Source organism: Halalkalicoccus paucihalophilus, from assembly GCF_001593955.1.
Lineage (GTDB): Archaea > Halobacteriota > Halobacteria > Halobacteriales > Halalkalicoccaceae > Halalkalicoccus > Halalkalicoccus paucihalophilus.
Genome location: NZ_LTAZ01000002.1, coordinates 80,768 through 102,059 on the forward strand (window position 1 = coordinate 80,768; position 21,292 = coordinate 102,059).

Annotated in this window: 21 protein-coding genes; 7 read left to right on the plus strand and 14 right to left on the minus strand. The window is 65.1% G+C overall.

All coding sequences use genetic code 11. The annotated features are described in order from the left end of the window. Positions 1 to 88 precede the first annotated feature (88 nt). Both HAPAU_RS03455 and thyX read right to left on the minus strand, forming a co-directional pair. A complete protein-coding gene (locus HAPAU_RS03455) occupies positions 89 to 1,309 on the minus strand; it encodes a CaiB/BaiF CoA transferase family protein (protein WP_066379656.1) in 1,221 nt (406 codons plus the stop codon). Further along, positions 1,306 to 2,049 (minus strand): FAD-dependent thymidylate synthase, encoded by a 744-nt coding sequence (gene thyX, locus HAPAU_RS03460; protein ID WP_066379658.1) that lies wholly within the window; start codon positions 2,047 to 2,049, stop codon positions 1,306 to 1,308. Before thyX ends, HAPAU_RS03455 begins: the two co-directional genes overlap by 4 nt. A gap of 100 nt (positions 2,050 to 2,149) precedes the next feature. On the opposite strand from thyX, the gene HAPAU_RS03465 reads away from it, so the two are divergent. Continuing rightward, a complete protein-coding gene (locus tag HAPAU_RS03465) occupies positions 2,150 to 3,658 on the plus strand; it encodes a sensor histidine kinase (protein WP_084383655.1) in 1,509 nt (502 codons plus the stop codon). A 48-nt stretch (positions 3,659 to 3,706) separates the two neighbouring features. Here the strand turns inward: HAPAU_RS03465 and HAPAU_RS03470 are convergent, their stop codons facing one another. The 7 genes from HAPAU_RS03470 to pstB all read right to left on the minus strand — a co-directional run bounded on the left by HAPAU_RS03470 (position 3,707) and on the right by pstB (position 9,690). Then, positions 3,707 to 3,994: a DUF5827 family protein gene (locus HAPAU_RS03470; RefSeq protein WP_066379660.1), complete on the minus strand. Its 288-nt coding sequence runs from the start codon at positions 3,992 to 3,994 to the stop codon at positions 3,707 to 3,709. A 69-nt stretch (positions 3,995 to 4,063) separates the two neighbouring features. Then, positions 4,064 to 4,675: a superoxide dismutase gene (sod, locus tag HAPAU_RS03475; protein ID WP_066379663.1), complete on the minus strand. Its 612-nt coding sequence runs from the start codon at positions 4,673 to 4,675 to the stop codon at positions 4,064 to 4,066. A gap of 70 nt (positions 4,676 to 4,745) precedes the next feature. Continuing rightward, complete coding sequence (locus HAPAU_RS03480) at positions 4,746 to 6,125, minus strand: cryptochrome/photolyase family protein (protein WP_066379666.1); 1,380 nt, start codon at positions 6,123 to 6,125, stop codon at positions 4,746 to 4,748. A 31-nt stretch (positions 6,126 to 6,156) separates the two neighbouring features. Further along, the gene (gene gmd / locus HAPAU_RS03485) at positions 6,157 to 7,236 is read right to left on the minus strand and encodes a GDP-mannose 4,6-dehydratase (protein WP_066379668.1); all 1,080 of its coding nucleotides are present in this window, start codon (positions 7,234 to 7,236) and stop codon (positions 6,157 to 6,159) included. 2 nt (positions 7,237 to 7,238) lie between these two features. Then, a complete protein-coding gene (locus tag HAPAU_RS03490) occupies positions 7,239 to 8,090 on the minus strand; it encodes an SDR family oxidoreductase (RefSeq protein ID WP_066379670.1) in 852 nt (283 codons plus the stop codon). A gap of 139 nt (positions 8,091 to 8,229) precedes the next feature. Further along, positions 8,230 to 8,898 carry a phosphate signaling complex protein PhoU gene (phoU, locus tag HAPAU_RS03495; protein WP_066379672.1) on the minus strand — a complete coding sequence of 223 codons (669 nt, stop codon included), beginning with the start codon at positions 8,896 to 8,898 and terminating at the stop codon, positions 8,230 to 8,232. Beyond that, positions 8,899 to 9,690, minus strand: a complete 792-nt coding sequence (gene pstB, locus HAPAU_RS03500) for a phosphate ABC transporter ATP-binding protein PstB (protein WP_066379674.1) — start codon at positions 9,688 to 9,690, stop codon at positions 8,899 to 8,901. A 497-nt stretch (positions 9,691 to 10,187) separates the two neighbouring features. Here pstB and HAPAU_RS03505 point away from each other — a divergent pair, with 497 nt between their 5' ends. Next, the gene (locus HAPAU_RS03505; RefSeq protein WP_066379703.1) at positions 10,188 to 11,216 is read left to right on the plus strand and encodes a phosphate uptake regulator PhoU; all 1,029 of its coding nucleotides are present in this window, start codon (positions 10,188 to 10,190) and stop codon (positions 11,214 to 11,216) included. 20 nt (positions 11,217 to 11,236) lie between these two features. On the opposite strand, the gene HAPAU_RS03510 is transcribed toward HAPAU_RS03505, so the two are convergent. Beyond that, a complete protein-coding gene (locus HAPAU_RS03510; RefSeq protein WP_066379677.1) occupies positions 11,237 to 11,476 on the minus strand; it encodes a glutaredoxin family protein in 240 nt (79 codons plus the stop codon). Positions 11,477 to 11,555: 79 nt separating this feature from the next. Here HAPAU_RS03510 and HAPAU_RS03515 point away from each other — a divergent pair, with 79 nt between their 5' ends. Then, entirely contained in the window at positions 11,556 to 12,446 is an 891-nt protein-coding gene (locus tag HAPAU_RS03515) for a ribonucleotide-diphosphate reductase subunit beta (RefSeq protein WP_066379680.1), read from the plus strand. Positions 12,447 to 12,509: 63 nt separating this feature from the next. Next, on the plus strand, positions 12,510 to 13,508 hold the full coding sequence (locus HAPAU_RS03520; RefSeq protein WP_066379682.1) for a TIGR04024 family LLM class F420-dependent oxidoreductase: 999 nt from the start codon (positions 12,510 to 12,512) through the stop codon (positions 13,506 to 13,508). Between the two features lie 3 nt (positions 13,509 to 13,511). Here HAPAU_RS03520 and HAPAU_RS03525 read toward each other — a convergent pair whose 3' ends face one another. Beyond that, positions 13,512 to 14,924, minus strand: coding sequence for a carotenoid oxygenase family protein (locus HAPAU_RS03525; protein WP_066379685.1), 1,413 nt, complete (start codon positions 14,922 to 14,924; stop codon positions 13,512 to 13,514). A 70-nt stretch (positions 14,925 to 14,994) separates the two neighbouring features. On the opposite strand from HAPAU_RS03525, the gene HAPAU_RS03530 reads away from it, so the two are divergent. Continuing rightward, positions 14,995 to 15,960, plus strand: a complete 966-nt coding sequence (locus tag HAPAU_RS03530) for a quinone oxidoreductase family protein (RefSeq protein ID WP_066379706.1) — start codon at positions 14,995 to 14,997, stop codon at positions 15,958 to 15,960. Between the two features lie 6 nt (positions 15,961 to 15,966). Here the strand turns inward: HAPAU_RS03530 and HAPAU_RS03535 are convergent, their stop codons facing one another. Together HAPAU_RS03535 and folP are read right to left on the minus strand one after the other, a co-directional pair. Then, positions 15,967 to 16,647: a 6-hydroxymethylpterin diphosphokinase MptE-like protein gene (locus tag HAPAU_RS03535; RefSeq protein WP_066379688.1), complete on the minus strand. Its 681-nt coding sequence runs from the start codon at positions 16,645 to 16,647 to the stop codon at positions 15,967 to 15,969. A gap of 126 nt (positions 16,648 to 16,773) precedes the next feature. Then, positions 16,774 to 17,901 carry a dihydropteroate synthase gene (gene folP, locus HAPAU_RS03540; RefSeq protein WP_066379691.1) on the minus strand — a complete coding sequence of 376 codons (1,128 nt, stop codon included), beginning with the start codon at positions 17,899 to 17,901 and terminating at the stop codon, positions 16,774 to 16,776. A gap of 100 nt (positions 17,902 to 18,001) precedes the next feature. On the opposite strand from folP, the gene HAPAU_RS03545 reads away from it, so the two are divergent. Both HAPAU_RS03545 and HAPAU_RS03550 read left to right on the plus strand, forming a co-directional pair. Beyond that, positions 18,002 to 18,526 carry a hypothetical protein gene (locus tag HAPAU_RS03545; protein ID WP_066379694.1) on the plus strand — a complete coding sequence of 175 codons (525 nt, stop codon included), beginning with the start codon at positions 18,002 to 18,004 and terminating at the stop codon, positions 18,524 to 18,526. Continuing rightward, positions 18,523 to 19,239 carry an RNA methyltransferase gene (locus tag HAPAU_RS03550; RefSeq protein ID WP_066379697.1) on the plus strand — a complete coding sequence of 239 codons (717 nt, stop codon included), beginning with the start codon at positions 18,523 to 18,525 and terminating at the stop codon, positions 19,237 to 19,239. Before HAPAU_RS03545 ends, HAPAU_RS03550 begins: the two co-directional genes overlap by 4 nt. Before the next feature lie 6 nt (positions 19,240 to 19,245). Here HAPAU_RS03550 and gatE read toward each other — a convergent pair whose 3' ends face one another. Beyond that, on the minus strand, positions 19,246 to 21,123 hold the full coding sequence (gatE, locus tag HAPAU_RS03555; RefSeq protein ID WP_066379699.1) for a Glu-tRNA(Gln) amidotransferase subunit GatE: 1,878 nt from the start codon (positions 21,121 to 21,123) through the stop codon (positions 19,246 to 19,248). Positions 21,124 to 21,292: the final 169 nt, after the last annotated feature.

Here is a 21,292-nt window from a genome sequence, read left to right on the forward strand (position 1 = left end):
GTAAATTCTGTATTTTAGTTTCTTTTTTCTGAACTAACCGATCGGAAGGCGCTCGAATTCGGGCGCAGTATGCGTGGAGGGGAAGCGATCAGACCACGCCGGCGGTCCAAAACCGTTCGATCTCCTCGACGGAATAGCCCGCCTCCCGGAGGACCCCCTCGGTGTGTTCACCGAGTTTCGGTGGATGGCGTCGGACCGAAGTCGGCGTCCCCGAGAGGAACATCGGGCTTGCCGGTATCTCGATATCCCCGTCGGGATGCGTGATCGCGTCGATCATCCCGCGGGCCTCGATCTGTGGATGGCTGAAGACGTCGGCCATATCGTTGACCGCCCGCGCGGGCACGTCGTAATCGGTCAGGAGTCCGACCGCCTCCTCGGTGGTCAGTTCCTCGAGTTCGGCTTCGAGGATCGGGACCAGCTCCTCCCGGTTCTCGACCCTGTCGGCGTTTTTTGCGAACCGGTCGTCCTTCACGAGATCCTCGCGATCGATCGCCCGGCAGAACGCACCCCAGAGCTTTTCCGATGCCGCCGCGACGACGACGTAACCGTCGCGGGTCTCGAAGGCCTGATAGGGGACGATCGTCGGGTGGGCGCTGCCCATCTTTCCAGGTATCTCGCCGCTCGCGAAGTAGTTCGTCGCCATGTAGGACATCCAGGCCGCCTGCGCGTCGAGCAGGCTCACGTCGATCTTCTGGCCGCCCGCGTCGCGAAGTTCCCGAGCCAAGAGCGCCGCGAGGATCGACTGGGTCGCGTACATCCCCGCGCCGATGTCCGCGATGGCGACCCCTACTCTGACGGGATCGCCCCCCTCCTCACCGGTGATGCTCATCATCCCGCCTTCGGCCTGGATCATGAGGTCGTAGGCGGGCTTCTCGCTGTCGGGCCCCCATTCTCCGTAGCCCGACAGCGAACAGTAGATCAGTTCGGGGTTGATCTCGTGGAGGTCCGCGTAGCCCAAGCCCCACCGCTCCATCGTGCCGACCCGGAAGTTCTCGACGAGGACGTCCGCGTCGACGGCCAGCGTTCGGAGGATCTCTTGCCCCTCTTCGCTTCCGAGATCCAGCGTCACCGAGCGTTTGTTCCGGTTGACGCTCGCGAAGTAGGCGCTCGGGCCTTCCTCGCCGAAGCGCGGGGGGTGCCATCCTCTGGTTTGATCGCCTACGTCGGGGCGCTCGACCTTGATTACCTCCGCGCCGAGATCACCTAGCTGCATCGTACAGAACGGCCCGACGAGCACCTGCGAGCAGTCCAATACTGTGAGCCCCGAGAGCGGTCCCTCGCCGGTGGCGTCGCGGGCCTCGCCGGTCATGGCGCGAGGCGGTTCTTCCGGCCCTTCATGTGCTCGTCGTAGTACGCAAAGGTCAGCGGACACCACTCCGCGGCGATGTCCAGTACCTCCTCGGTGAGTTCCCTGATTTCCCACTGACTGTCGGCGGCGGCGCGCATGTCCGCGACGTGCATCAGCATCCGGGCGTTCATCGACATCACGAGGTTGACCTCGGTGCCGATGGGCAGGACGAACCGGGCGTCCTCGGGGGCCATTCCGAGATCGAGGAGCTTCTGGTACTCCTCGACGGATCGCGACACCGACTCGGTGAACACCCGCTCTCGCTCCCGCACGGTCTCCTCGTCAACGGCGCCGCTCTTCTGGTTGCGCCCGACCCAGTTCGGGTCGCTCGCGGAGGGCGGGACGACGACCATCTCGCCGCCCCGTACCTCGTCGGGGTCCACGTCGTCGAAGGCGACGTAGCGCATCGACTGGACGTCGAAGCTGACGTGGCGGTGGCGGGTGAGCTGGGCCATACACGACCGACTGATCCCCTTGACGGCGATCGTGATCTGGGGGTGTTCGAACGGGCCGAAGTGGCCGTGTGAGAGGAGATGGCCGATCAGGGTTCGTTTCTTCTCCTCCATACTCCCGCCCTCGACGCTCGCCAGGATCTCCTCGAAGGACTGCTCGCCGACGAACCCGCTCATGTAGTCGTTTCGTGCGGCCGTACAGATGACCCGCTCGGGGTCCTCGGTGGCTTCGAGCAACGTAACGTCCATAGTCGGTGGATTACCGTCGACCGGGAAACACCCACCGATCCGATTCGATCCGTCGTTCGTTTCGAAAAAGATATGTAACTTCTAAGTTATTACGAGGACGATGTGTCCATCCCTCCGGGTCGCATACGGCGGACCGGCCAACGTACGCGAGGCGATCGAGCGGAGTCTCGACGAGCGGATGACGCTCGTTTCCGTCGACCCGGCGGAGCCGACTCCCTCCTCCGAGGTCGATTGTGTACTTGGTGTCGGATCGCTTCCCGACTGGATCGCCGTCGAGACGGGGCCACCGACGATCGTCCTCACCGACGACGAGGACGCCGCGAACGCCGCCCGGACGGCCGGCGTTCGGGTTCTCCCGACCGCCGCGGCCGATCGTCCAGCGATCCTCCACGCTCAGATCGAGGCCGCGACGACGCCCGGACGTCTAGACGCTGTCACCGAGGACGGGCGTACGGCCTGGACGCTCGAACGCCTACTCGAGGCGACCCGCGATCTGATGGCCGCCGACGGGGAGGCGAAGGTCGCGACGGTCGCCGTCTCGGCGGCCGACCGCGTCCTCGGGCTGACCCACACCGGGCTTCACCTCGTGGACGCGACCGGTGACCGACTCGAACCGGTCGCCTACACCGACACCGTCGAGGCCTCGCTCGGGACCGTTCCGACGCTCGAACGCGACGAGAGCCTCGCGTGGGAGGTCTTCGAGTCGGGTGAGGACCGGATCATCGACGGCGTCCACGAGGAATCGAGCGCCCACAACCCGGAGACGCACCTCCGAAGCGAGATGATATTCTCGCTCGGCGACCACGGCGTGCTGCTCATCGCCTCGGACAGTATGGATGCCTTCGACGACGCGGACGTCTACTTCGCGAAACTGCTCGCGGCGACCACGACGGCCGCGCTGGATCGGGCCACCCGTGAGAGCGCGCTGTCTGAGAAGAACGCCCGACTGGAGGAGTTCATCGGTGTCGTCTCACACGACCTTCGAAACCCGCTGACCGTCGCCGAGGGCTCGGTCTCGCTCGCGAGGAAGACCGGCGACGACGCGCATCTCGAGCAAGTGAGCGAGAGCCACCGGCGGATACGGGAGATCATCGAGGGACTGCTCGTGCTCGCACGCGAGGGAAAGTCCGTCGGCGAGACCCGGCCCGTCATACTGGGGACCGTCGCCGAGGAGGCCTGGGAGAACGTCGACACCGGGGGGTCGACCCTCGTCGTCGGCGACGACCGGAGCGTCCACGCCGACAGGAACCGGCTCACACAGCTGTTCGAGAACGCGTTTCGCAACAGCGTTGAACACAGTTCAACGAGCAGTCGGCCGAGGGCCGACGACAGCGCGGAACACGCCGGTCCGGACGTGACAGTCACCGTCGAGGCCATCTCGGGGGGGTTCGTGATCGACGACGACGGGCCCGGCATCCCCGAGAGCGAACACGAGGTGGCGCTCGAACCCGGCTACAGCACCGACGAGGGAACGGGTTTCGGGCTGGTGATTATTCGAAACATCGCCGAAGGCCACGGCTGGGACCTCGTGCTCGCCGAAAGCGAGTCGGGCGGGCTGCGACTCGAGATCACGACGGACGAAACGAGCTGTCCCGACGGCGGGCAGTAAGCACGACGCACGAATCACGACCCGAGCCCCGGGAACGACACCGAAGAGCTACTCGTCCGTTAGGTCCTCCTCGCGTTTCAGTCCGTAGTAGCCCGGCTGGTCCTCCGAGACGGGGTTCCCGACGACGAGGTCGTCGCCGTTGTTCACCACCCACGGGATGGCCCAGTCCAGAAGGACGGCTTCGGTATCGGGTTCGAGTTCGGATTCGGGGTCAAGCCCCTGTAGCAGACGACCGATCTCGTAGACGGTGTACATCTCCCCCTCTTCGAACAGCTCCTCAGGGGTGTAGAAATCACACGGATACAGTTCGTCGAACTCGTCTTTGGGTTTGGGCATAGGGGAGATTGAACGGAGCCGTCACTAAAGCTCACGGTGCGGCGGCGAAAAAACGGGAAATCTAGGGCGTTACTCGAAGTGGTCGACGGACTTCTGGTACTGTTCTTCGGCTTCGTCCCAGTTGACCACGTCGAAGAACGCGTCGATGAAGTCGCCACGGTCCGGGCCGTAATCGTAGTAGTACGAGTGCTCCCAGACGTCGAGCGCCAGTACGGGGTGTGCGCCCCAGAGTGCGCCCTGGTCGTGTTTGTCGACCGCGAGGTTGCGAAGCTGCTTTGCAACCGGGTCGTAGACCAGAAGCGCCCAGCCGCTCGCGGTGGTGGCGGCCTTCTCGAACTCGCCCTTCCAGCCCTCATACGAGCCGAAGTCCTCCTCGATGCGCTCTCTGAGGTCACCCGAGGGCTCGTCGCCACCCTCGGGGCTCATGTTCTCCCAGAACAGCGTGTGGAGGTAGTGGCCCGATCCGTTGTGGGTGACGTTACCGAGCGCGGTGCCCGTCGAGCTGTAGTCGCCGGACTCGCGGTTCTCCGCGAGCGTCTCCTCGGCGGAGTTCAGTCCGTTGACATAGCCCTGATGGTGCGTGTCGTGGTGCCACGTCAGCACCTGCTCGGAGATCGACGGTTCGAGCGCGTCGTAGTCGTACGGAAGCGGCGGCAGTTCGGCGTCTGATTTCTCTGGCATAGATATCTCCTCCACTCCTATCATCTCCCGCCGCGCTGTTAAAGCTTTAGAAGCCCCACGTTATCGTACATCACGATCCGCGTGCCCGTTCGAAGGTCGAGATCGCTGCCTCGCGTCGGGCGGCGTGCTCGACGATCGGGGCCGGATATTCGACGTCGGGACGCTCCTGTTCGTCGAGTTCGTCCCACGAGTGGATCGTCTCCGGGTCGACTCCGCGGAGTTCGGGGACGTACTCGCGGATGTACTCGGCGTCGGGGTCGTAGCGCTCGCCCTGAGTCATCGGGTTGAAAATCCTGAAATAGGGCTGGGCGTCGGTGCCCGTACTCGCGGCCCACTGCCAGCCGCCGTTGTCGTTTCCGGTGTCGTGATCCACGAGCCTCTCGCGAAACCAGTCGTATCCCTCCCGCCAGTCGGTCAACAGGTCCTTCGTTAGAAAAGAAGCGACGATCATCCGGAGGCGGTTGTGCATGTACGACTCCTCACGGAGTTGGCGCATTCCGGCGTCGACGATCGGATACCCCGTCTCACCGTCCTTCCACGCCCGAAGTCCCTCCTCGTCGGTCCGCCACTCGATCCCTCCGTCGTAGGTCTTGTAGTTCTCCGTGACGACGTTAGGGTGGTAGTAAAGCACCTGCGTGTAGAACTCGCGCCACGCGAGTTGCGATTGGAACTCCTCGACGGAGTCGCCTTCCTCCTCGCTTTCGGCCTCGGTCTTCGCGTTCTCGGTCGCCTCGTAAACCCGTCGAATTCCGACGGTTCCGAACTTCAGATCGGTCGAGAGCCGCGAGGTACACCCCTTCGAGGGGAAGTCCCTATCGTCCTCGTACCGGTGAATCGGCCCGTCACAGAACTCCTCCAGTCGGTTCTCGGCCGCGGCAGTTCCGGCCTCCGGAATCGACCCTTCGGGTTCCTCGAATCCCAGGTCCGAGAGCGCGGGGATTTCTCCGGACTCCCCGGGATTCGAGACCGACTCGGGCGCTGAAACCGTATCGGGCTTCTCGCGATCCAGCCACTTCCTCCCGAAGTACGTAAACACCGAGTAGGGGTCGCCGTCGTTGGTTAGTATCGAACCGGGTTCGTGGAGGACGGCGTCGTGAAACGCCTCGTGGTCGATACCCCGGTCGTCGAGGGCCGCCCGAACCGCCTCGTCGCGCTCGCGTGCCAGCCCCGAGTAGTCGTGGTTCCAGACTACCCGGTCGGCGTCGAACTCGGCGGCGAGATCGGGAATCGCACTCGAAGGATCGCCCCGCTGGACGAGCAGATCGCCGCCGCGTCCGCGGTACTCCTCGCGGAGCGATTCGAGCGCATCGAGCATGAACGCGACCCGCGGGGGCGAAGCGTGTTCCAGAACAGTCTCGTCGAAAACGAACGCCGGGAGCGCGTCGTCACAGGCCGCGAGCGCGCGGTTGTCCGTAACGCGGAGGTCCCGACGGTGCCAGTGGAGGTCCATACCCCGAGATAGAACCGTCGGGTCGTGAATCCTATCGTTCGATCGGGGGGCGCTCGGACCGCTCCACGTCGAGGGCCTCCCTGTCGGCTTCAACCATGATCTCGACCAGTCCCTCGAACGTTGTTCGGGGCTCCCAGCCGATTTCCCGTTTGGCCCGCGAAGCGTCGCCCTTCAGCAGGTGGACGTCCGTCGGGCGGAAGAACTCCTCGGTGACCTCGACCAGCGTCTCCCCACTACTCGCGTCGATGCCGCGCTCCTTGACGCCCTTCCCCTCCCATTCGATGTCGTAGCCGAGCGTCGCGAAGGCGATGGTCGCGAACTCCCGGACGGTGTGGGTCTCGCCGGTCGCGATCACGAGGTCCTCGGGCGTTTCGTGGTTCAGGATCATCCACATCGCCTCGACGTACTCGGGGGCGTACCCCCAGTCGCGTTGGGCATCCAGATTGCCCAGGTACAGCCGATCCTCCATGCCGGCGTCGATCCGTGCGACCGTGCGGGAGATCTTCCGGGTCACCGCGGCCTTGACCCGGCGGGGCGATTCGTGGTTGAAGAGGATGCCGTTACAGGCGAAGATGTCGTAGGCATCACGGTAGTTCTTCGTGATGTGGTGAGCGTAGAGTTTCGCCGAGGCATACGGGCTCTCGGGGTCGAACCGCGTCGATTCGTCCTGTGGCGTCTCGGTCGCGTTGCCGAACAGTTCGCTCGTCGAGGCCTGATAGAACCGTGCGTCGACGCCGGTCTCGCGGATCGCCTCCAGAACGCGAAGCGTCCCGAGGGCGTTTACCTCCGCGGTGTAGTCGGGCTGGTCGTACGAGACCGCGACGTGGCTCTGTGCGCCGAGGTTGTAGATCTCGTCGGGTTCGACCTCGCGGATCACCCGCCTGATGCTGCTCCCGTCGGTGAGGTCGCCGTAGTGGAACTCGAGGGGCTGTCCCTGTCGGTCCGCACGAGCCTTGATCTCCTCGATCCGGCGGGACGTGTGTGCACCCCACGAGCCGTTCGTCGTGTTCCACCGTACGATACCGTGGACGTCGTACCCCTTCTCGAGCAGTAGCTCTGCCAGATACGATCCGTCCTGTCCCGTGATCCCAGTTATCAGCGCCCCTTTCATAATCACTCTGTCCGTATTCTTGCCGTTTCGTATCCGTACCGCCTTAGCTTTTCGGAGCCTAAACAGAGGTGGCGCGGTCGAGGTGCCTCCCACCCCATTTCCGTCATCGGGATCGGTTCGACCAACTCGGGGTCGAGACCGTGTCTGTGAGCGATCTCCCGACCCAGTTCGTAGCGCGTCATTCGTTCGGGCGAGGTGACATGAAAGACGCCGGTCTCCTCATGTTCGATGAGATAGCCGAGCGCGTCGACCGCGTCCGTAAGCACCGTCGGCGTGATCTGCTGATCGTCGATGAGCCGTACCCGCTCGCCGGCCTCGAGTTGTCCGCGGACCCAACTCCCGAAGTCCGAGCGGTCGGCCCGGTCGATGCTCACCACGACGCAGAAACGCACGATCGTGCCCGCCGGCGACGCGGACTCGACGTATCGCTCCCCGTCGAGTTTCGAGCGGCCGTATCGGTTCATCGGGGCCGGCTCGTCGTCCTCGATATGGACGGGTGCGTCGTCGCCGAAGACGTACGCCGTCGAGGGATAGACGACCCGAGCCCCGACCGCCGCCGCCGCGTCGACGACGTGTTTCGTCCCCAGCGCGTTCGTCTCGTGGGCCAGTTCGGGTTTCTCCTCGCAGGCCTCGACGCTCGTGGCGGCGGCGCTGTGGACGACCACGTCGGGATCGACCCGCTCGACGACGCGTTCGACCTGCTCTCGGTCGCGAACGTCCAGATGCACCGTCTCGTGGTCGGCCTCGACCGGCGTCGTGTGGTACGTCCCGACGACGCGATCGTCGCTCCACTCGGCATCGAGGAGATACCGGCCGAGCAGCCCGCTCGCACCGGTGACGAGGAGGGAGGTCATTCGAGTCGACCGTCGTGGCTTATCGGGTTATAGCTTGCCGTTCGACGGTGGAACGCAACGACTATCGGTCCCGAATCGACAGTCATCTGCCGATTGATGTCTCGAACGAGCCCGTGACTCGCACGCGAACGGTGGATCGTCAGTAGATGAGTTCGTCGTCGCTCTCGATCATGTACAGCGTGCGCGCGGCGATATTTACTGCATGATCGCCGACGCGTTCGAGGTCCCGAACCGCGAGCAGCAGGCGCGAAACCTCCGAGAAGAGACGTTCCGTCTCTGCGTTGTTCCCCTCGGTGTCGATCAGGTCGCGGATGACGAGTTCGCTCGCGCGCTCACAGAGGTCGTCGATCCCGTCATCTCGTCGGGCGATCTCGTAGCAGGTTGTGACGTCCTCGTCGGCGTAGGCCGTCATCGCCTCCGCGAGGGCCTCAGTGGCGCGCTCGCCGATGTGGATAACGTCGATATCCGGATAGATCTCGTGTTTCGCGCGGCCCGCGTACTCCCCGAGGTTGGTCGCGAGATCCGCGATGCGTTCGAGATCGGTGATGATCTTGAACGAAGCGGTGACGAATCGCAGGTCGCCCGCGACGGGCTGTTGGAGCGCGATCAGGTCCATACACTCGCGTTCGAGATCGAGGTACAGCTCGTTGACCTCGGCGTCGCGCTCGATCACCTCGCGACCGAGTTCCTCGTTTCGCTCCGCGAGCGCCCGGAGCGCGATGTCGAGGCGTTCTCGGACCACCTCTCCCATCCTGAGGACCTCCTCGCGGAGCGCCTCGAGACGGCGCTGATACTCGGTTCGAGCCATCTATCCGAACTTCCCCGTGATGTAGTCCTCGACCGCCTGGTGCTCGGGGTTCTCAAAGACCTCGTTAGTATCACCGAACTCGACGAGTTCGCCGCCGGTGAGGAACACGGCGGTCTTATCGGAGATCCGGGCGGCCTGCTGCATGTTGTGGGTGACGATCACGACCGTGTACTCCTCGGCGAGGTCGTCGATGAGATCCTCGACCTTCGAGGTAGCGATCGGGTCAAGGGCGCTTGCGGGTTCGTCCATGAGGATCACCTCGGGGTCGGGCGCGATCGCGCGGGCGATGCACAGACGCTGTTGTTGGCCCCCCGAGAGATCGAGTCCCGACGAATCGAGTTTTCCCTCGACTTCCTCCCAGAGCGCTGCCCGTCTGAGCGCGGTCTCGACCGCCTCGTCGGTGACCTCCTTGCCCTGAACGTTCAGGCCGTAGGCGACGTTCTCGCGGATGGATTTCGGGAAGGGGTTGGGTTTCTGGAAGACCATGCCGATCCGGCGGCGCAACGCGACGGGATCGACGTCCTCGTCGTAGACGTTCTTGCCCCGGAAACGGAGTTCGCCCTCGACGCGGGCGACGTCGATCAGATCGTTCATCCGGTTGATCGACCGGAGGAACGTGGATTTCCCACAGCCCGAGGGACCGATGATCGCCGTTACCTGTTTCTGCGGGATGTCGACCGTCGTCGGCTGAAGCGCGTGGTCGTCGCCGTAGTGAACTTCGAGGCCCCGCGCTTCGAGGACCGGCGTGTCGGGACGGGCCGCCCGGCCGGTTCGTCCGGCTTCGATCTCCATCTGAACCTTCGGACTCGATCGATGGGTGGATTCCTGTGTTGCCATAGATGATCGGGCTATCGGATCGATCCTGCTGACGACCGCTCGTTGCACCGATGTCCCCGCCGTAGCGACGGCCGTCGGAAGGGTGCAGCGTGACCCCGCTGACGGTGGATCGATTGCCACTACTGCCACCCACCACGAGAACGAACAAATACTCTTCTAAGATAGATATATAGTATACCATAGTTCTATATCTTACTATACAGATATATATGATTTGCTCTATTCCTCGAAACAACCTCAATTAGGAATTGACAAAAACGCAGTTATATGACTTCTGTGTTCGTTTATCGAATGTAGCCATATACGGCCCGGCCGCGAATTGCGGTCTGATTTTCGATAGTTATTCCCGATTATCGGTCCACTAACGGACAGGATCGTATCGAATTCTCCGTTGTTGCCGATTACTATATAGATTTAGAAGAGCTTATGTACTGGTGGTCGAACCGTATCGCATGGAGGTCCGCAAGGTTCAGATCACGGGCGGGTCGACCTTTACCGTCTCCCTCCCCAAAGAGTGGGCGACCGAGACGGGAATCGAGGCCGGAAGCGAACTGGCTTTTTACCCCGAGGGGGACACCCTCGTCGCGACACCCTCGAACGTCCCGAGCGAGGCCAGCACCACGCTCGCCGTCGAGGAGGTGAGTCCACAGGAACTCGAAAGCCGGCTCGTCACCCTGTACATCAACGGCTTCGACGAGATCGTCCTCGAAGCGGATCGGATCACGACCGGTCAGCGCCGGACGATCCGCACGGCGACGACGGGGCTCGTCGGGTTCGAGGTCAGCGTCGAGACGGAAGAGAGAATGGTTCTTCAGGACTTCCTCGATTCCTCAGAGCTGTCGCTTCACGACACCGTCATGCAGATGCGGCTTCTCGCCTTCTCGATGCTCGACGACGCCACCGAGGGGCTGCTCGAGGGGGACTCGGACCGAATCGACGGGATCGCCGCCCGCGACGACGACGTTGATCGCCTCTGGTACGTCACTTCGCGGCTGTTTCGCGCCGTGTTGCGCGACCCGCGTGCGGCCGCCGCGGTCGATATCGGTCGCGAGACCTGCTTCGATTACCGGACCTGTGCGAGACAGATCGAGCGCATCGCCGACCACAGCGTGAAGATCGCGGGCCACAGCGCCGACCTCACCGAACTGCCGGCGGACGTCCACGAACCGCTCGGCTCGCTCAAAAGCGAGTCACGCGGGATCGTCGAGAACGCGATGGACGCCTTCCTCGTCGAGGACCGTGACCGGGCGACGGAACTCGCGACGGCGACGCTCGCCCGGGCCGCGGAGATGGATGCCCGGACGAGAACGATCGACGAGCAGCTCAGAGCGGTCGATCCCGCCGACGCCCAGCTGCTGGGACTGATCGTCGACTCGCTGTCGCGGATCGGCGACTACGGCGCGAACATCGCCGAAACCGCCCTCCAGAAGGCCGCACCGACGCCGGAATCGGGACCGAACGCGGAGAGAACCCTCCGCTAGCCGAAGACGGGTCGTCGAACTCAGGCGTAGCTTCGCTCTGCGAACTCGAGGATGCGTTCGGATTCGGGCATCGTGATCCCATACTCCTCGTCGACCAGAACCGGCACGCCCCGCTGTCCCGAGACCCGCTTTACCTCGTCGCGTTTCGAGTGAAGCGCCTCCGTCCAGGTCGTCTCGTATTCGACACCCAATTCGTCGAGCCGATCAGCGACCTTCTCACAGTACGGACAGCCATCGAGCTGGTACAGCGTGACGGACATACCGGATAGTAGCGTGCCACAAGTAAAAAGTCAACTCTGCATGCAATACGCTTTTACCCAAATTCAACTAGATAGTTCTATGCAGCAAAAAGTCGCTGCGGAACACTCCCTGGATCGGTCCGGCCGGGCGTACCGATACTACAGGAACGCCGTCGAGCGCCACTGGGACCCCGACGCGATCGACCTGAGCACGGACCGCGAGCGACTGGCCGAACTCGACGGGGCGACCTTTACCGACCTCAGACGGACGCTAGCGCTGTTCGGGGCGGGGGAGGCGGCCGTCACGGAGGATCTCGCGCCGCTCGCGGTGGTTTTGGAGCGGATCGAGGACCAGATGTTCATCACGACCCAACTCTACGAGGAGGCGAAACACGCGGACTTCTTCGACCGGTACTGGCGGGAGGTGGTTCACCCCGTCGAGGACGACCGCGGACTCGAACGGACCTCACCGCTCGACGACAGGTGGTTCTTCGACACATATCACGACCTGTTCGAGCGAAACGAGGCGGCGATGGACCGCCTGCTTACGGACGACACGCCCGCAAACCGCGTGCGAGCGTTCTGTCACTACCATCTGACGATCGAGGGGATCATGGCCCAGACGGGCTACTACGCCGTCCAGACCGGCTACAGCGGCGAGATCCTCGAACTCCCGCTGGTACCCGGGCTGGTCGAGGGCTTCGGGAAGATCCGTGGCGACGAGGGCAGGCACGTCGGGTTCGGCATGGCGAAACTCAAGGAGCTCATCGAGGAGGGCGTCCCGATGGACGTGATCCACGAGACGGTCAACGAACTCCTGCCGCTGACCCAGGAGGTGGCCGCGACCGCGGCGGCGAGCGAGGACGGTGCCGGACTCGGCGAGGAGAAACTCACCGCCTACGCCGCCGAGAAACACCTCCAGCGTATGGAGCAGCTCTCGAATTCGAGCGTCGCCATCCCCGACATCGAGGAACTGGTCGCGATCGAGTGACCTTTTTTTAATGATCGGCGTCCCACACGGTAGTATGCACGCACAACTCGCGGTGAGTTTCACATGACTGCGCGCGACGTCCACCTCCCCGTTGCCGCCCAGTCGGGCATCGAATCGCTCGTTTCGTACACCCAGCGGGCGGAGCGAGCGGGTTACGAGCGCGTCTGGCTGCCCGAGACGTGGGGCCGTGACGCCGTGAGCGTACTGACGGTGCTCGCAGAACGAACCGACTCCGTGGGACTGGGAGCGAGCATCCTCCCCGTCTACTCGCGCTCGCCGACGCTGATGGGTCAGGCCGCCGCGACCCTCCAGGAGGTCTCAGAAGGACGATTCCGACTCGGGATCGGACCCAGCGGCCCGGCGGTGATCGGCGGCTGGCACGGCGAGCCCTTCGAGCGACCGCTGCGACGGACCCGCGAGTACATCGAGATCGTCAAGCGGGTGCTCTCGGGCGAGCCGGTCGAGTACGATGGTGAGATATTCCAGCTCTCGGGCTTCCGACTCCGGAGCGAGCCGCCCGAGCCCGCTCCCGAAATCGACGCCGCCGGGCTGGGGCCGAAATCCGTCGAACTCGCGGGCCGCTTTGCCGATGGGTGGCACGCCGTCGTCTTCACCCCCGACGGAATCCGGGATCGGCTCGCGGACCTCGAACGCGGGGCGGAGTTGGGCGATCGCGACCCGAGCGAGGTTCGGACCACGCTCTCGCTGACCTGTTGTGCTCTCGCAGACCGCGAGCGCGCCCGGGAACTCGCACGTCAGCACACCGCCTTCTACGTCGGCGGGATGGGGACCTATTATCGAAAATCGCTGGCACGGCAGGGCTACGAGGAGGAGGCTAACGCCATCGCGTCCGCGTGGGGAAGCGGCGAGCGCGAGACGGCGCTCGATCACGTCTCCGATGAGCTGCTCGACGAACTCTGTGCGGCCGGTACGCCAGAAGAAGCGACGGAGTCGATCGAGCGCTTCGAGGCGGTCGACGGGCTGGATTCGGTCGCGGTAAGCTTCCCGCGGGGCGCAAGCGAGGAGGAAATCGAGACGACGATCGACGCGCTCGCGCCGTAGCTCTCAGCTCATCGAAGGCGTCGGTTTCCGGCCCTCCCCGTAGAACGTGCCGTGGAAGTCGAACGGGAGCGCGTGGGGTAGGTACGCACGTGCGATCTCCTCGAACTCGGCCGCATCAAGGACGAGCACGCAGGAGCGCTCCTCGTCGGTGTCGAGTGCGACCGAGAGCAGGACGCCGTCGTCCTCCGCGTCGCCGCCGGGGCGCGGGACGAACAGCGGTTCGCCCGGGTGGATCCCCTTCTCGGCCCACTCCCGATCGCTCTCGTGTTCGACGTCGACCTTGTGCAGACGATCGTTGAAGCTCCCCGAGTCCGTGCCGACGCCGTAACAGAACCGGTAGGGGTGGAGGTTCGCCTCGGCGTAGTTGGTGGTGGGGAACTCGATCGGTCCCTCAAAGAGCGTCCGTCCCTCGGCGCGTTCGGTATCGAGGTCGAGTCGGTACCGCCGGAGTTCGCCAGCGGGGACGTCGGGCGTTCGCGAACGGAGGTTCGCGAGCGCGAGCGCGGGGACGATCGAGTAGTCCTCGAAGGCGACGAGGTCGACGAACAGCTCGTCGCCGCGCTCGTAGGCGTCGACGTGATGGAAGGTGAAAACGGGCGGAACTACGGGTTCGGCGACCACCTCGCCGTCGCGCCGGTCGACGACGAGAAACCGGGTGTCGCGCTCGGGATACCACCGGAAGCTCTCGGCGAACGGCCGGCTATCGAGCAGGCGGCGCGACGAGGTCCGGAAGGGGTGTTCGGTGAGGACGGCGTAGTGGTCGGTCAGGGCGAAGCTGTGGACGTACGCGGGTTCGTCGCGTTCGATATGGGCGATCCGCTCTACGGGGCCGTCGTCGGGGTCGCGATAGAGGACGTAGCCCGGCTTCCGGCCGAGTCGAGTGCCGAGGCTGACCCACTCCTCCTGGACGAAATCGTAGTGGTCGTGGGCGATGGTGCCGGTCGCGGGAACCTGAGTCTCGCGGTGGCCGAGCACGGAGAGGTCCCCGGGATCGAAGGCGACATCGCGGACAGTCTCGGTCACCGCCCGGTGTTCGCCGTCGCGGTGGCGGACCGTGATCGAGGCGTTGTCGGTCTGGGTACCGCCGAGGGCGTTTCGCAGGCGGTCGAGCACCGACCACGAGGGGTTCGTTCCGAACTCCCCGTAGCGAAGCTCACCGTGTTGGGCCGCCCGGTAGGCGTCGCTGTCGAGAAACCGACTCGAGTACTCCAGTTCCCCCTCGCGGATCTCGAAGCGTCTCAGGAGTGCGAACCCATCGAACCAGTGGCTGAGTTCACGCCCGTCGACCTCGAATCGACCGGGACCGTTCCGGTAGAGCGTCCCCGAGAGCCAGTCGGGAACCTCTCCCACGACCTCGAGCGCTACCGAGTCGGTCTCCTCGTCGAACGACCGAAAGCCGAGACGGTGATCTGCCATGGCGGCGAGACGACGCCGTGGCGCATAGTTCTGACCCCGTTTTATGGGGCTGGCGGTCCAATCCGGGGACGTGAACGCCATTCGAATCGAGTCCTTCGGCGACAGCGACGCACTCGAACCCACCGAGATCGACCGGCCCGATCCCGACGCGGGACAGGTCCTGCTCGACGTGCGCGCCGCCGGGATCAACTTCGCGGACATCATGCAGCGCCGTGGCGAGTATCCGGGCGGCCCACAGCCACCGTTCACGCCGGGGATGGAGGCCGCGGGCGTCGTGGACGAGGCCGATGGTACCGACCTCTCGGAGGGTGACCGCGTGGTCGGGCTGGTCGGACAGGGTGGGTACGCGGAGTACGCCCTCGCCGACGCCGGGGCGCTGTTCCCGATCCCCGATGGCATGAGCTTCGAGGAAGCCGCCGGCTTCCCGGTCCAGTACCTCACCGCACACAACTGCCTGTTCGAGTGGGGCGGGCTCGAAGACGGCGAGCGGGTACTGATTCACGCCGCCGCCGGTGGGGTCGGGACCGCCGCCGTCCAACTCGCCTCCAGGGCGGGTGCGGAGGTGTTTGGCACCGCGAGTACCTCCGAAAAACTCGATCTGGCCGCCGAATTGGGCTGTGATCACCCCATCAACTACACCGAGACGGACTTCGCGACGGAAGTCGGGGCAATCACTGACGGGGGACTGGACCTCGTCCTCGACGGGGTCGGCGGCGAGAGCTTCGAGAAGAGCCTCGACGCGCTCGCGCCCTTCGGCCGGATCGTGGCCTACGGCGTCGCGAGCGGCGAACCCGGACGAGTGGAGACCCCCGAACTCCTCTTCGGGAACAACTCGGTGATCGGCTACCACCTCGGACAGGCGAGCCAGCAGGCGCCCCAGAGGGTGTTTTCGGCCGTCGAGGACCTCACGGAGGGCTTTTCCTCGGGCGAACTGGAGGTCGTCGTCGGCGAGACGTTCGACCTAAAGGACGCGAGCGAGGCCCACGCCCACATCGAGAACCGCGAGAGCACCGGGAAAGTCGTACTCGTTCCCTAGGCGGGCTCACGCCACCGGATCGATCCCGTCGCGTCGCCCGTCGAGGACCGCAAAGCGCTCCCCACGCCGTGTTTCGAGCCAGTACAGCAGGCGCTCTGCCCAGCGGAGCTTTCGGGCTTTCGTCGGCCCGACCGAGGGATCCTCGAAGTCCCAGCCCGGAAACAGGAGTTCCGAAGCGCCGAACTCGTCGACGAGAAAGGCCCCCCGGTCGCCGTCGGTAAAGCCACCGAAGTTCTCGACGGGGCCCGTCGGGGCGGCTTGAGTCGTCGGAAGGACGTTTTCGTCAGCAAGTCGGGGCACCCACCGCTCGACCAGCGCGAGGTTGTCCCCGTGGGCGTGGACGGCGACTGGCACTCCGTCCCGGGTGAGTCGTCGGACTGTTTCGGGGTTCTTATCGAGATCCGTGACCATCAGGTCGACGTCGATCCCGGCCTCCCTGAGAACGTCGGCGGCCGTCGAGGCGGCGATCACGTAGTCGGCCCCGGCGGCGAGTTCGAGGTCGTCGGGAAGCGAGGGACCCGCCCCCGCTACCGCGACGGCCGCACCCTCGATCTCCGCCAACCGGCACTTCTCGAACGGCTTCACGAGTCGGGCGAGGACGTCCCGGGCGTGCTCGTCCGCTCGACGACCGAACCCGAAGTCCGCGAGGATCGCCTCGTAGACCGGCTCCCACGTCTCGAAGTTCATCGCAGTCGCTTTCGAGTCGGCGTCGATATAATCGGTTCCGTGAGCCGGAGTGGCCCGAGTACCCCTACCCGGGGGCCCTTCCGGCTTCCACCCGTCCGTTTTATCGCCTCCGGTATAAGCTTTCTCTTAGTTGAAATCATCTAGTATCTTCGAGAATATTGTCGGAAGACGGCCCGTTTCGACCGGAACCGTTCGATCCAGCGAGTAGAAGCCGTCTCGCGTCCCAAACAGCAGTGTGGGGTCGGTGCCAGCGAGATGGACACCCGCGGTATCGGCGACCGCGGCGGCGAGCGGTTCGTAGGCGTCGCCCAGTTCGGCGAGGCGGAACCAGCGGATGACGCCCGCGTCCGCGAGGACGGGATCGCCACCGACCCGTTCGAGGTAGCGGGCAGCCTCCCTGCGGGTCGTCACGTCGAGTTCCTCGACGGTGGGATCACGAACGCGCTCGCGGGCGAACTCCCGACCGACGAGTGCGGCGTCGCGGGTCTCGCGTACGTCGTGGGTTCGCAGGACGTGTGCGCCGCGTTCGACGGCCATCGCGGTCGCCGCCAACGAGACGGGAAGCGCCTCCCCGGTTTCGCGCCCGGCGATCTCCCGCAGGAAGTTCTTGCGGTTGATCGACACCAGCAAGGGTCGGTCGTAGGCACGAAACTCCCGCAACCTGGAGAACGTCTCGCGGTCGTCGTCGAGGGTTTTCTCCTCGGACCAGCCCCCGAAGGCGGGATCGAGGATCGTCTTCTCGGTGAAGCCGTTCATCGAGAGGGCCTCGTAGATCCCCTCGACCGATGCCAGGGCGCCGGGACGTTCCAAATCGGGCGGCGAGGCCATCTTGACGACCGCGGCGTCGTGGGCTTTACAGACCTCGGGCATCGAGGGGTCGGCGAAGCCACAGACGTCGTTGACCATGTCGAACCCCCGCGAGAGCGCGGCGTCGGCGACCTCGGAGTACCGGGTCTCGATCGAGAAGACCGCCTCGCCCGAGACCGATTCGAGGGTCTCGATGGCGGTGTCGAGACGGTCGAGTTCCTCCTCGGGTGAGAGCACGTCGAGGCGTTTGTTCGCGGATTCGAGGCCGACGTCGACGATATCCGCGCCCTCCGCTATCAGTTCGCGGTCGACGTAGGCGGCCGCCTCGCCGGAGTCGGCGAAGACGCTCGGGTCGTAGGGCGACTCCTCGCTGACGTTCAACACGCCCATGATCCGCGGCGGGTGGTCGTCACCGATCTCCAGCCCGGCGGCCTCGACGGTTCGCATGAACAGGGGTTGGGACGACGAGCGGATAGGCGGCCCGGTTCGTCACGGATGTGCGGGCGGATCCACGCGGTTTTTACCGCCCGCGCGGGTAACACCAGATATGGGCAAGGTGAGCATCGGACTTCGCGGCTGGCGATTCGAGGAAGGGGAGGTGTTCGATTCGGAAGGGGAGTTCAAACCCCTCGAGGAGATCCCCGAGGAGACGCGTTTTCGTCTCCAGCGTCTCGAACTGCTCGTCACCTCGCCGTGTCAGGCCTGCTGGCTGATCCACGGCGACGAGGACATCGCGGAGTGTAACGTCGCGGAGGCGGTCTACGGCGAACCCCGCTCGGAGGTGCTCGTCTGTGAGGAGCACGAACCGGACTTCCTCTACTGGTTTCGTGAGGAGGGGGGCCTCGAGTACATGGGCGAGGACGAGTTGAAGGACGCCTTTCACGAGTGGTTCGCCGACGACGGGCGCGCGCCGGGCAACTACGAGGGGATCGAGCACGTCGAGACCGACCCCGCGGACGTTCCCGACCCGAGCGAAGTCGATCCCGAGGAGCTGGCGGTCGAACAGCCCGAGGACGGCAAGCGGATCGATCTCCGCGATCTGGACCTCGGACAGGAGTACCCCTCCTCGTGATCAGCGTCGTCGTCGTCGACGCCGAGACGCCCGGCAACGTCGGCACCATCGCCCGCGCGATGAAGAACTTCGGCTTTGCCGATCTGAAACTCGTCGACCCGCCCGAGCTCGACAGGGACGGGGAAGCCTACGGCTTCGCCGGCCAGGCCCGCGAGGACGTTCTGCCGAGCGCGGAGGAGGTGGCGTTCGATGAAGTCGCTGAGAACTTCCACACCGTGGGCTTTACCGCGACGACCAACGAGGACGCCCGAAAGCACGTGCGCTTTCCGTTTCGCACGCCCGCCGAACTCGCCGATGATCTGGTCGGCGTCGAAACGGACGTGGCGCTTGTCTTCGGGCGCGAGCGGGTGGGACTCACCAACGAGGAACTCGCCCGGCTGGACCAGATCTGCGCGATCCCCGCGAGTGCGGAGTATCCCGTTCTCAACCTCGGGCAGGCCGCGACTGTCGCGCTGTACGAACTCCGGGGGCTGGCGATGGACGAGTCACAGCTACCCGACGTCGAACACGAACGCGCCGCAGAGCCCGAGATCGAACGGTTCTACGAGCGGTTCGAGGAGACCCTTCGAGCAGTGGGCTATCCCGAGGGTAAACGCCCGAAAACGATGCGGCTGGTGCGCCGGCTGGTCGGGCGCGCCCACCCGACCGACCGGGAGATCACGACCTTACACGGGGTTCTGCGGGCGATCGAGCGCGCAACGCGGGAGCGATAACACGACTCAGGTCCGCTGCTGGATCTCCTCGCGCAGCGCGGTGCTGACGACCTCGCCGTCGGCTTTTCCGCCGAGCGTACCCATCGCCTCGCCCATGAGTCCGGAGAAGGCGGCCATCCCCTCCTCCTCGACCTGCTCCGAATTGCGTTCGACGACCTCACGGACGGCCTCCCGGACCTCGTCCTCGGAGGCCCCGCCCAGACCCTCCCGTTCGAGCGCCTCCTCGGGAGTGAGCGCCGGCGACTCCGCGAGCACGCTCAGGAGGTCCCCCACGCTCCCCTTCGGGAGGTCGCCGTCACGAGCCAGCGCGAGCGTCCCGACGATCTGGTCGTCACTCAGGTCCTCGGCAGGCACGTCGTCCCGCCTGAGTTCGGTCAGCGTGGATTCGAGTATGCCGGCCGCCAAGGTCGGATCGACCCCCTCGCTGACGACGTGCTCGAACAACGGCATGCGCCGGCCGTAGGCGACCTGCTCTGCGAGTCCGGCGTCGAGGTCGTACTCGGACTGATAGCGCTCGACCTTCTCCGTGAGGAGTTCGGGCGTCTCGACCTCGCTCGGGTCCGGCTCCACGGGAGGAACGTCCGTCTCGGGGTACATCCGCGCCGCGCCCGGGAGCGGACGGAGGTACCGTGAGGTCCCGTCCTCGTTCGCGCCGCGGGTCTCCTCGGGTACGCCCTCGATGGCGGTCTCAGCCCGCGCCGCGACCGCCTCGATCGCGCGTTCGGCGGTCGCGGTGTCGTCGGCTACGATGGCCACGGCGTCGTCTTCGCCTGCACCCACTGACTCCCTGAGCGCCGCGACTTCCGCCTCGGTGACGGCGTAAGCCGGTAGCTCGTCGGTGTGAAAGATCCCGCCCGCGCCGTGGCGTTTCGCGTGATCCGAGAACTCGGTGCCGAGTCGCCGATCGGGCTGGATCTCCCGGCCGACTAACCCGTCGAAGTCGTAGAGGGGGACGGCCATCACCGAGCCATCCCCTGAGAGGGCACCGCCGATGACGCCACTGTCGGTGTCGGCGAAGACCTCGCTGGCGTCCACGGGATCGCCGACGCTCGCCCCGCGTTCGTCGAGTTCCTCGGCGATTTCGAGGAGCGCGACCTGCCGGCCGACCTCTCTCCGAACCAAATCGTCGATGTCGTCCAGACTCTGGACGCCCTTCATCTCGACGCGGGCGCCCTCGGCGATCGAGACGTTCACGTCCTGGCGGATCGTCCCCAACCCGCGTTTCACCGTGCCGGTCGAGCGGAGCAACATGCCGATGCGTTCTGCGGCCTCCAGGGCCTGCTCGGGCGAGTGGATGTCGGGGCTGGTGCCGATCTCCACCAGCGGGATCCCCAATCGGTCCAAGCTCCAGCGCACTCCATCGTTCGTTTCCTCGACCCGCTGGGCGCTTTCCTCCTCGAGGAGCAGGTCCTCGATCCCCACGGGCCCCTCGCTCGTTTGGATCTCGCCGTCGGTCGCGATCAGCGACGAGCGCTGGAAGCCCGACGTGTTCGAGCCGTCGACGACGAGCTTTCGCATGACATGGGCCTGGTCGACCGGCTCGGCGTCGAGCAGTTGTGCGATTTCAAGTGTGACGTCGAGGGCCTCGTCGTCGAGTCTGTGGGGGGGCTCGTCGTCGGCCTCGACCAAGCAGGTCGTATCGTAGGCCAGATACTCGAACTCCCGATCGACCCGGCTCTCCTCGAGGGCGGCCTCGTCGATCTCGCCGAGTTCGCTCTTGGTCGGGTGGAGATAGCGCGTGAACCGCTGCGTCGATTCGGCGGGCTCGCGCCGTTCGGTCGGACACGCACAGAAGAGTTTGGTCTCGGTATCGAGCTGTTGGTGGATCTCGAGGCCGGCGACCAGCCCCAACGCCTCGTAGTCGTCGGTGTCGCTGTCGGTCATTGTGCCGACGTGGGTAGCCGAAGGGTAAAAAACCGTTCAGTCTCGGAGTCGCCGGAAACGGCGGTCAGTAGCCGTCCTCCTGCTCGTCGCCGGCTGTACCGACGTCGGTGACGAGACCGGTGTCCCCGGTCAGTCCGAAGAGGACGGGGAAAACGAGGAGGAAGGGGGG

Bases quoted from the DNA above. Each gene is read 5' to 3' on its own strand.
- HAPAU_RS03480 (WP_066379666.1), bottom strand. From the start codon at position 6,125: ATGGACCTCCACTGGCACCGTCGGGACCTCCGCGTTACGGACAACCGC.
- HAPAU_RS03455 (WP_066379656.1), bottom strand. From the start codon at position 1,309: ATGACCGGCGAGGCCCGCGACGCCACCGGCGAGGGACCGCTCTCGGGG.
- HAPAU_RS03465 (WP_084383655.1), top strand. From the start codon at position 2,150: ATGTGTCCATCCCTCCGGGTCGCATACGGCGGACCGGCCAACGTACGC.
- pstB (WP_066379674.1), bottom strand. From the start codon at position 9,690: ATGGAGATCGAAGCCGGACGAACCGGCCGGGCGGCCCGTCCCGACACG.
- folP (WP_066379691.1), bottom strand. From the start codon at position 17,901: ATGCGAACCGTCGAGGCCGCCGGGCTGGAGATCGGTGACGACCACCCG.
- HAPAU_RS03520 (WP_066379682.1), top strand. From the start codon at position 12,510: ATGACTGCGCGCGACGTCCACCTCCCCGTTGCCGCCCAGTCGGGCATC.
- HAPAU_RS03470 (WP_066379660.1), bottom strand. From the start codon at position 3,994: ATGCCCAAACCCAAAGACGAGTTCGACGAACTGTATCCGTGTGATTTC.
- phoU (WP_066379672.1), bottom strand. From the start codon at position 8,898: ATGGCTCGAACCGAGTATCAGCGCCGTCTCGAGGCGCTCCGCGAGGAG.
- HAPAU_RS03510 (WP_066379677.1), bottom strand. From the start codon at position 11,476: ATGTCCGTCACGCTGTACCAGCTCGATGGCTGTCCGTACTGTGAGAAG.
- HAPAU_RS03490 (WP_066379670.1), bottom strand. From the start codon at position 8,090: ATGACCTCCCTCCTCGTCACCGGTGCGAGCGGGCTGCTCGGCCGGTAT.
- sod (WP_066379663.1), bottom strand. From the start codon at position 4,675: ATGCCAGAGAAATCAGACGCCGAACTGCCGCCGCTTCCGTACGACTAC.
- gatE (WP_066379699.1), bottom strand. From the start codon at position 21,123: ATGACCGACAGCGACACCGACGACTACGAGGCGTTGGGGCTGGTCGCC.
- HAPAU_RS03535 (WP_066379688.1), bottom strand. From the start codon at position 16,647: ATGAACTTCGAGACGTGGGAGCCGGTCTACGAGGCGATCCTCGCGGAC.
- gmd (WP_066379668.1), bottom strand. From the start codon at position 7,236: ATGAAAGGGGCGCTGATAACTGGGATCACGGGACAGGACGGATCGTAT.
- thyX (WP_066379658.1), bottom strand. From the start codon at position 2,049: ATGGACGTTACGTTGCTCGAAGCCACCGAGGACCCCGAGCGGGTCATC.
- HAPAU_RS03545 (WP_066379694.1), top strand. From the start codon at position 18,002: ATGGGCAAGGTGAGCATCGGACTTCGCGGCTGGCGATTCGAGGAAGGG.
- HAPAU_RS03515 (WP_066379680.1), top strand. From the start codon at position 11,556: ATGCAGCAAAAAGTCGCTGCGGAACACTCCCTGGATCGGTCCGGCCGG.
- HAPAU_RS03505 (WP_066379703.1), top strand. From the start codon at position 10,188: ATGGAGGTCCGCAAGGTTCAGATCACGGGCGGGTCGACCTTTACCGTC.
- HAPAU_RS03525 (WP_066379685.1), bottom strand. From the start codon at position 14,924: ATGGCAGATCACCGTCTCGGCTTTCGGTCGTTCGACGAGGAGACCGAC.